Source organism: Caldisericum sp., from assembly GCF_049967455.1.
Lineage (GTDB): Bacteria > Caldisericota > Caldisericia > Caldisericales > Caldisericaceae > Caldisericum > Caldisericum exile_A.
Map to the genome: position 1 here is coordinate 1 of NZ_JBMFSR010000038.1, position 8,889 is coordinate 8,889.

Sequence of the window (8,889 nt, forward strand, 5' to 3'; positions counted from 1 at the left end):
TAACTTTTCCTTGGGGGTAAGTTAGAAAGGGGGCATCCCCCTTTCTAATGGTTGATGGGGGACTTTTACCTTTTCGAGTAATGGATTTGTCTTACTACACTTTTTATGACAATTGATTTGAGGTGATAGATTTAAATATAATTTCTCAAGGCTCCCACAATTTTAATGCTCACGGGAGAGTGGAGTAATAAAAGTGCTATTTTTATGATATAATTCTTATATGAAAAAGGTATTATTAATTCTCACGATAATAATATTTTATTTAGTTTCTTTTGGAGGGATTGCAAACTCCTCAACTTATCGCATTGTTGTTAACAAGTCTTATAAATTACTATTCCTATATGAGGGAAACACCATTTCACAGGTTTTTCCTGTTTGTATCGGTGAGCATACAACAGATAACGAAACTCCAACAGGTATTTATACAATTGTTAACAAAACTTTTGATCCTTTATGGTACTTCGAAGGGAAGGTATATCAACCATATAAGATTGACAAAAATAACGGGCTTGGAATGGTGTGGATGGGTTGGAATCTTCCATCATATGGGCTTCACGGGACGAACGAGCCTTTTTCAATAGGTTTTGCAAACTCTCATGGTTGCGTTCGTATGGAAAACAAAGACGCTTTGTATATTGCAAAAACAGTTCCTATAGGAACACAAATTGAAATTCGTGAAGGCTCTCAAAATGAGCTTTCAGTGCACCTTGAGGCAATAAATGTCCTTTACGCCATCAATACAGTTTTAAACGGTACAAAGTAATTTAGGAGGGGTTTATGATCATTGAATTTGAAGGAAAAAAACCCAAGATTTCAAAAGATGCAGTTGTTTTTGATAATGCAACTATTATTGGTGATGTTGAAGTTGAAGAAAATGTGAGTATCTGGTTTGGTGTGGTTTTGCGTGGAGACATTGGAAAGATTCACATAGGCAAAAATTCTAACATTCAAGACAACTCTGTAATCCATGTTGATGAAGGAACAACATGCTACATTGGTGAGAATGTCACAGTTGGACACAATTCAATAATTCATTCTGCAACAATTGGAGATAATACGCTCATAGGAATGGGGGCAACGATTCTATCAGGTGCAAAGATAGGAAAGAATAGTATTGTTGGGGCTCAGGCGCTTGTCCTTGAAAATGCAGTATTTGAAGATGGATCACTCATCGTTGGCATTCCTGCGAAAGCGGTTAGAAAGCTTACTGAAGAAGAAATAAATGCTCTAAAGGAACATGCGCTCGAATATGTAAAATTATCTAAGAGATATAGCTTTTAAACCTCCACTTTAGGTAATTTACTTAATACGAAACTCCCTTTAAATTTTACAAGCTGCCACATTTTTCATCGAATGATGAAGGAATATCAGTTTTCCTTAAATTGGTATTCATCAGAATCCTTTTGCATAATCAAAAGTATTAAAGAAGTGAATTAAAAAAGATTTTTAAAAGTGGATACGGGGAATTGCAATACTTTAAATTTTTTATCTTCTCTCAACAGAAATTACAGTAAATCCATCCTTAAATTCTGCGATTGCATGAGTTTTTGCGTCTATTAGTTTTGCAAAAGCACCCGCAAGAACTCCTCTAAGAAAATTGTTTGTTGGTTTTGCTCCATTTAGAAGTGCCGATTCACTCTCAAAGTCGTTAATGATTTTCACAAGGAGCTTTCCTCTTTCTAAAGACATTTCAAGTATTTGAGGAATTCCCCATCCAGTAAAAAATGTTGTTATAGCTGCTACAAAATGAGGAACAATCTCTTTTGGCATTCCTAAATTTATGTATCTTTCGGCAACTCTTTCACCATAGCTATAACCAAACCAGTAAACGAATTCTTGTGCCATACGTTCACCCATGATTGCCCCTGTCGATTTGATAATGTATTCTGGGAATGCTTCTACATCCATTAAAATCCAACGTTTATTAAAAAGAATAATTTTGCCTTCATCGTTTGTTAGTTTATTTGATGGGTCTATTCCAACTTGTTTTAGAATAGCTTCGTACTGTTTCATTAGTTCTTCCATTTTAACCTCCGTAATTAAATCATCACAAACAAAGTATTCTAATAAAAAATATCTTTTTTGTCAATATATGGATTACATTATTAAGATGTATAGGCTTATAACATATGTGAAAAGAGTCTTAAGAAATTTAATCTCAAAAAGAGTCCTTTCAAATAGTTAAAATTAACTTAACCTATAATAAACTTGAAATGTAAATAATAATAGGAAGATATACTAAGGAAGGAAGCATATTGAGAATTTTGATTTTCTCAATGTTTAAGAGCTCAATGCCAATTGCTAAGATAAGCACTCCTCCAAGCCCTGTAAAATTGTTTATATAAACATCTTGCATTAAGAACAATAACTTTGAGCCTAAAAGCGTTAAACTGCCCTGGATTAAAAAAACTGAGATTGCGCTGAACATTACGCCAATACCAAGTCCTGATGCAAGTGTAAGAGATGTTATTCCATCCATTATTGATTTTGTAATAAGAAGTGTTGCATCACCTGTTAGTCCCTCTTGAATTGAGCCAACAACAGTCATTGCTCCAACGCAGAAAACAAGAGTTGCTGTTATAAATCCCTCGACAAAATGAGGAGAATTTGGTGATATTTTGGATTTAACCTTCTCCATTAAGCCTTCCAATCTTTCATCGATACGAAGTAACTCACCAGTTATGCTTCCCAGGATAAGTGAAAGGAAAATTTCAATGAATTTTGTTGATTTTATAATCATTGTGATACCAATAAGCATTGTAAAAAGTCCGATTGATTGTATAACTATTTTCTTGACTCTTTCTGGGAATCTTTCACCAATTATAAGTCCAAGAGTACTTCCCACAAGCACAGTAATAACATTGATAATTGTTCCTTTCATACAATTTCTCCTTTCGGAAGCAATTTAAGGAATTATAAGAAAAATGTATTTTTAGTCAAGACCCGGAAAGTAAATGATAAAATAAACTTACATCTGAGTAAGTTTCCTTCTGTGAAAGAGGAAGCCGCTCTCTTAAGGTGTGAGAGGGTGTTGCTACTTTAAATAGTGTAAGGGGAGTTCCGTTTAGCTCCCCTTTAATTTTTTTGGATTAATCTAAAATTATAATATAAGAGAACCCAATCTATATATTAATAAAGCAAATGAATATCCAACAATTAAACTATAAATTGTGGAGAAAATCGCCCATTTAACAGAACCTGTTTCTCTGTAAATGGCCCCAATTGATGCTATACATGGTATGTAAAGTAAACTCATCACCATAAACGCATAAGCAGATAATGGCGTAAAAAGACTTTGTAATGCTTGAGGAATATTTTCTTCACCTCCGAAGAGTGTTCCAAATGTACCTACTACTAGTTCTTTTGCAATGACTCCGAAAATTAGAGCAATAGCTGCCTCAGGGAAACCAAAGCCCGCCCACTTAAATATTGGAGCAAAGAATGAACCAATCCTCCATAAGTATGTCCCTTTAAGACTTTCTCCATGATTAAGCGGTATGGTGGAAAGTAACCATACAATTACAACGCCTGCAAAGATAATTGTTCCTGCCTTTTTGAGGAACTCCCTACTTCTTTCAGAGGCATGAATTAAAATACCTTTAAGTGAGGGTATACGATATGGGGGAAGTTCCATTACAAGTGGTGAAATGGGTCCTTTTAGTGACGGTATTGTTGATCTAAAAAGTTTTGCTGAAAGAATTGCTACAATAATTCCAAGGGCATATAATGAGAAGACAATGAGTCCCTGTTTTTCTTTAAAAAATATGCTTGTAAACATTATATAAATTGGTAATCTTGCGCTACAGGAGATGAATGGGTTAATTAGTATAGTAAGTAATCTATCTCTTTCCTCAGGAATAGTTCTTGTAGACATTATGGCAGGAATATTGCACCCAAACCCGAGAATAAGAGAAATAAAGGATCTCCCAGGAAGTCCTATTGCATACATCAATTTATCAACTACAAAGGCTGCTCTCGCCATATAACCTACATCTTCAAGAAAGGATAAGAACATAAAGAGAATGAAAATATTCGGAAGAAAAACAAGAACAGAGCCCACTCCACTTATAACTCCATCTGTTAGAAATGATGAGATAAGTTCAGGAAGAGGAAGTCTTGAAACAAGCTGTGAGATTAGTCCAAAAAACTGATCAATATAATCGGCGAACAATCCTCCTATCTTAAATGTTAATTCAAAAGTGATATACATAAAAAGAGCAAATATTGGGATCCCAAGGTATTTGTTTGTCACAAATCTATCGATTTTATCTGACAAAGTAATTCTTTCTTCAATAGAGCGGAGTTTCCTTGTAGTTTGTTTAATAACACTTTCTATGAAACCGTAACGATTTTCTACTATTTTTTCTTCGATATCAATGCCAAATTTATTTTCAAATTGAGATGATGCATGCAAAGCTAAGTTCACTGCTTCTTCAAAGCCTTCACTTTTTACTTCTTCAATTATTTGAAGATCACCTTGTAAAAGACTTAGCGCAATAAAGCGCTTATTATATGGTGTTTGATAGTTCCCAAGTCTATTTTCAATTTCCGAAACCCATTTCTCAATGTCTTCTCCATAATCTATCCTAAGAGTCTGCTGTTTTGTTGAACTTGCTTTTATTATTGCCTTTTTAAGTTCATCAATACCTTCTCCCTTCAAGGCTATAGTTAAAACAACTGGTACATTAAGAATTTCCTCAAGATTTTTCTTGTTAATTTCTATTTTTCCTTCTATCATATCTATCATATTAAGAACAAGTACGGTATTTGCTCCAAGTTCTCTTATAAGAACAAACAGGTAGAGGCTTCTTAGGATATTAGTTGCATCTGCTATTACAACTACTACATCAGGCTTTTCTTTTACAATGAAATCCCTCGCTATTCGTTCATCAATTGAAAAGGAAGTCAAGCTATAAGTCCCAGGAAGATCCGTTAGGATGATTTCATGATTTTCAAAATGAAATTTGCCCTCCTTTTTTTCAACAGTAACACCTGGCCAATTTCCTACCCGAGCATGTCCCCCTGTGAGTGCATTAAAAATAGTTGATTTGCCTGAGTTAGGGTTCCCAATTAATGCAACCCTAATTGTTCTTTCTTTTGTTGTTAAAGTCTCATTCATGAAAGCCTCCTCTCATACAATCTTTCTTACAATTATTTTTGAAGCAATGCCTCTTCCTAAGGCGAGTCTCATATTACCAATGCCAATGACTATGGGGCCACCTGAATTTGAAACTATCAATACTTTTACACCAGGAATGACACCTATTTCTTTTAATCTCAGAGAAATACTTGACCCACCCAAAATTTTTTCAATAACAAATTCTTCGTTAGGTCTTCCAAAAATTAAAGGCATCATATCCTCTCAACAAATATTTTTTCTGCCTCGTTTTTTCTAAGTGAGAGATGATACCCTAAAACTAAGATATCAATAGGATCTCCTAGTGGTGCAACTTTTTCGACTTTTACAATGGTACCTGGAACCACACCCATAGAAAGTAACTTGCTTTTTAGTTTTTGAGCTTGTTCATCAATTGAAACTACTTTTCCGCTTTCATTAACCTTTAAATCTGCCAATGTTAATGGCATTTTAGCCTCCTTTCTTTTGATATTTGATGAGTTTAATTTGGTGAATTTTTTAATTGCCTCAAATGTCTCTTGAGAAATATCATGTTCTAATTTGTGTGCATCTCTTATTGCAACTTCTAAATCCACTCCAAGCACATCCACAAGAAATTGGAGTAAAATTTTCTTTTTCTCATAAATTTTTTTAGCTTGTTCTAAGCCATAGTCTGTAAGCTTTATGTATCCGCGTGTTTCATGTATTAAAAAGTTTTTTTTCTCAAGTATCTTTACAGCTTCCAAAGCAGAAGGAAGAGAAACTAACCTTTTCCTTGCTAAGTCAACTAATCTTACAGCAAAGCTCTTTTCTGATAGTTCTAAAAGGTCAATAAGATAATCTTCAAGGCTTTCACTTAATGAAAAGTCCATCAATCCTCCTTACCTCATTATTTTTTCTTTTGCATAAACTTTGTAATGGGCACCTTTTACAAATATTGCTCCGAAATGTTGACAAATTAATAAAGCTAATTCCTCTTTTTTGTGATAAAAATTCGATACTTCTTATGATATCTCTTTTTGATAAGCCTGTTATAGTTTGTAGCTCTCTTAAGTTGAAAATCCTTTTCTTATAAACAAGGTATAAAATAAAATCTTGCATTAAAACCTCCTAATTAGGATAACCTAATTTTATTAGGCTAACCTTATTATATAGAAAAAAATTTTTTGAGTCAATACTTATTTAAGTCGTTAATCAAATTATTTTAAGCTGAAAAGATTTTTAAAACTATTCTTTAATGTCCTTAATGAAAAGATTACAAAGGAAAACATTGATTTCCATTACAGCTCGATATCTGAAAAATGGCGCTTCAGTGCTTTGTATGTCAAGCATATACCCCGAGAAGAGTGTTCCAAACGAAAAAGAAGAAAGTCTTATTACTCGGTGCAAACCAAGTTCTATTCCTACTACATCAGATTCAACAAAATCTGTTATTGGTGATTGCTTATCGGAAGCGCCATAACTCTTAATGCAGCTATGCCATTTTTGTTTCGCTTAATTTATAAACAACCACGAAAAAGGGAATAAGAAAAGGAGTTGCTAAACCCTGACTTAAACCATTTAGAATACCTGTTAAAGTAAATTTTCCTATTGTGAGTGCGCTTTTAAGGGCAAACTTATTTCTATTATTCTGAATTGTATTTTTAACTTATCTTTCACATAAAATAGGATCAGTGGCGGATATTCCACCAAGCATTGCTCCAAGAAAGATTATGAATAAATTATTTGACATATAAATGAGAAGTGTGCTTATAGGAAGGAGAAATACTTCAAAAAGCAAGGTAAGTTTTTGCTATAAGCATCTTTAAGAAAACTGAAAAACAAACCCGAGAAGGCTGTAGTAACTGTTGTTGCAGCAATACCTCTAAAAACTCTAAATAAGGTTAGCATATACAATTTTAATATGTTTTATGAATTCATCAAGTTTTTTAATTATGCTGAACAATATAAAATTTTGTATATCGTTTGTAATCTTTTTTAAGAGCTTTCTATGAACCTTTTAGTTTGGAAATCAACATTTTCTCTATTTAAGTTAACTCTTGATTATTAATAAAACTCTATTCAACACACTTTTAGCATTTGTTAAGTTCCGAGACTTTTTATCCACAGGTTATTAACACTTTTAGGGGCGTTGTGAAAAATTCTGTGGAAATAAAGAAACCTCATTAAATGTAAGTCTTAATGCTATATCGCCCAGGTAATAATTTATGACATCAATTTTTAACTTATCCACATTTTTCTGTGGATAACTGTGGAAAACTGTGGATAAGTCATTAACAGTCTTATCAATAAAATTAAGATTTTACCTGTTATTGAGTTAGGAGGGAAATCTATTTTTACATTCTCTAATACAATTTTATCTCCGTAACTAAAGGATACATTTTCTACTTTAATTTCTCCTATTTCTACAGTAAAGTCAATTGCATCAGGCTTTTCAATTATACTCGGCTGAATTTCCAGATACTCTTTCACTCTCATCAAATTTACTCTCGTGCTCTGGAAGGAAAGAATAAGATTGGTAAGACTTGCAATTGGTTGATAAAGAATCCCAGCAAACATCATAAATGCCATTAGAGTCCCAATTGTCATCTTTCCGTAGATTGTAAGCATTCCGCCATAGAAAAGGATGGTAAGAGACCAGGTATTACTTATAAGAGTCTGTAACACGCCAGAGAATTTAGAAATCATAAAAGTCTTTATCTCTAATTGAATCAGATCCTGCAGTCTTTTAAAGAAATTTCTCTGCTCAAGTTCTTCTGTCGAAATAGTCTTAACTAACTCAATCCTTCTGAAATGACCTACCGTAAATCCATTAACCTCCTGTCCTTTCGTTCTTACTTTCTTCGTATAGTTCAGGATTGGCTCTCTAAATCGAGCGATAACAAAAGATTGGATTCCAAGAATTATGAATGTGAAAAGAGCAAGCATCAAATTCCACCTAACCATGAAGACAGCACTTACAAGAAGAATGAGTTGCATCGGAATCGTTACGAGGACGTTCATCCAGGAGTCTACAAGTGAATCGGTATCTGTAAGCAAGCGGTAAGTTACACCTCCGCCTGTCTCTTTCTCATAAAAACTCAATGGCGCATATTGAAGTTTTCTGAACATATCAAGTTTAAGATTTGCAGAGACTTTTTTAAACACCCTAATTAGGACGTAACTTCCTGTAACGGAGGCAAGCAGAAATATTATCAGTACAAAAACTGAAATGAGGATTAGAGATTTAAAGTATGAATAGTTCTTACCAATGATTACGAAATCCATCAAATATCTCGTAATTAATGGAGAAATTAAGGTACATATTTCTGCAATAACTCCAAGGGCAACACCAAGAGTAACAGGTCCCCAATTACCTCTTAGGTAATTTAATAATAAAGATAAGTAACTTTTCAGGTCTTTGCGCATTTAATTCAATATTTCACTTTTTTACAATCTAACATTGAAAATCTGCCATCCTATTTTGAGGAAGGGAAAAATAAACGTGTTACCATCAAAAAGGAACAAAGAAAACATGAGATATCTCGACCACAACAACAGTATACTTTCCGTTAATCTCATTTCCTATCCCTCCTGCCTGCTCAATTGTCGGGCTTTCATAGTTTTGCATATTTTTTCACCTCCTATCTTAATATAGTATTTCTGTCAAGTACCTTCTTGTATAAGCAAGCTTTTTTGTTATCAACGTCTCTTCATATTTTCTTATTATGGCTGTCAGAAATCAAGTTAAAAATAATCACACAAGAAAGGCGTAAATTATGGAAATTCCACTC

9 protein-coding genes are annotated in these 8,889 nt (G+C 33.6%); 3 read left to right on the plus strand and 6 right to left on the minus strand.

Annotated elements, in window-relative coordinates:
- The first annotated feature begins 220 nt into the window (after nt 1-220).
- Nucleotides 221-763: a L,D-transpeptidase gene (locus tag ACP5SP_RS06660; RefSeq protein WP_424587204.1), complete on the plus strand. Its 543-nt coding sequence runs from the start codon at nt 221-223 to the stop codon at nt 761-763.
- A gap of 14 nt (nt 764-777) precedes the next feature.
- On the plus strand, nt 778-1,281 hold the full coding sequence (locus ACP5SP_RS06665) for a gamma carbonic anhydrase family protein (RefSeq protein WP_424587203.1): 504 nt from the start codon (nt 778-780) through the stop codon (nt 1,279-1,281).
- 204 nt (nt 1,282-1,485) lie between these two features.
- On the opposite strand, the gene ACP5SP_RS06670 is transcribed toward ACP5SP_RS06665, so the two are convergent.
- The 5 genes from ACP5SP_RS06670 to ACP5SP_RS06690 all read right to left on the minus strand — a co-directional run bounded on the left by ACP5SP_RS06670 (nt 1,486) and on the right by ACP5SP_RS06690 (nt 5,988).
- Nucleotides 1,486-2,025 (minus strand): hypothetical protein, encoded by a 540-nt coding sequence (locus tag ACP5SP_RS06670; RefSeq protein WP_424597383.1) that lies wholly within the window; start codon nt 2,023-2,025, stop codon nt 1,486-1,488.
- 172 nt (nt 2,026-2,197) lie between these two features.
- Entirely contained in the window at nt 2,198-2,881 is a 684-nt protein-coding gene (locus ACP5SP_RS06675; protein WP_424587123.1) for a DUF554 domain-containing protein, read from the minus strand.
- Nucleotides 2,882-3,100: 219 nt separating this feature from the next.
- Nucleotides 3,101-5,119, minus strand: a complete 2,019-nt coding sequence (gene feoB / locus ACP5SP_RS06680; RefSeq protein WP_428076303.1) for a ferrous iron transport protein B — start codon at nt 5,117-5,119, stop codon at nt 3,101-3,103.
- Nucleotides 5,120-5,131: 12 nt separating this feature from the next.
- Nucleotides 5,132-5,353: a FeoA family protein gene (locus tag ACP5SP_RS06685; protein ID WP_416085601.1), complete on the minus strand. Its 222-nt coding sequence runs from the start codon at nt 5,351-5,353 to the stop codon at nt 5,132-5,134.
- Nucleotides 5,353-5,988, minus strand: a complete 636-nt coding sequence (locus ACP5SP_RS06690; protein ID WP_424587125.1) for a DtxR family transcriptional regulator — start codon at nt 5,986-5,988, stop codon at nt 5,353-5,355. The genes ACP5SP_RS06685 and ACP5SP_RS06690 overlap by 1 nt, the downstream gene beginning before the upstream one ends.
- Nucleotides 5,989-6,362: 374 nt before the next feature.
- On the opposite strand from ACP5SP_RS06690, the gene ACP5SP_RS06695 reads away from it, so the two are divergent.
- Complete coding sequence (locus ACP5SP_RS06695; protein WP_428076304.1) at nt 6,363-6,578, plus strand: hypothetical protein; 216 nt, start codon at nt 6,363-6,365, stop codon at nt 6,576-6,578.
- A gap of 758 nt (nt 6,579-7,336) precedes the next feature.
- Here the strand turns inward: ACP5SP_RS06695 and ACP5SP_RS06700 are convergent.
- The gene (locus ACP5SP_RS06700) at nt 7,337-8,524 is read right to left on the minus strand and encodes an ABC transporter transmembrane domain-containing protein (RefSeq protein ID WP_428076305.1); all 1,188 of its coding nucleotides are present in this window, start codon (nt 8,522-8,524) and stop codon (nt 7,337-7,339) included.
- Nucleotides 8,525-8,889: the final 365 nt, after the last annotated feature.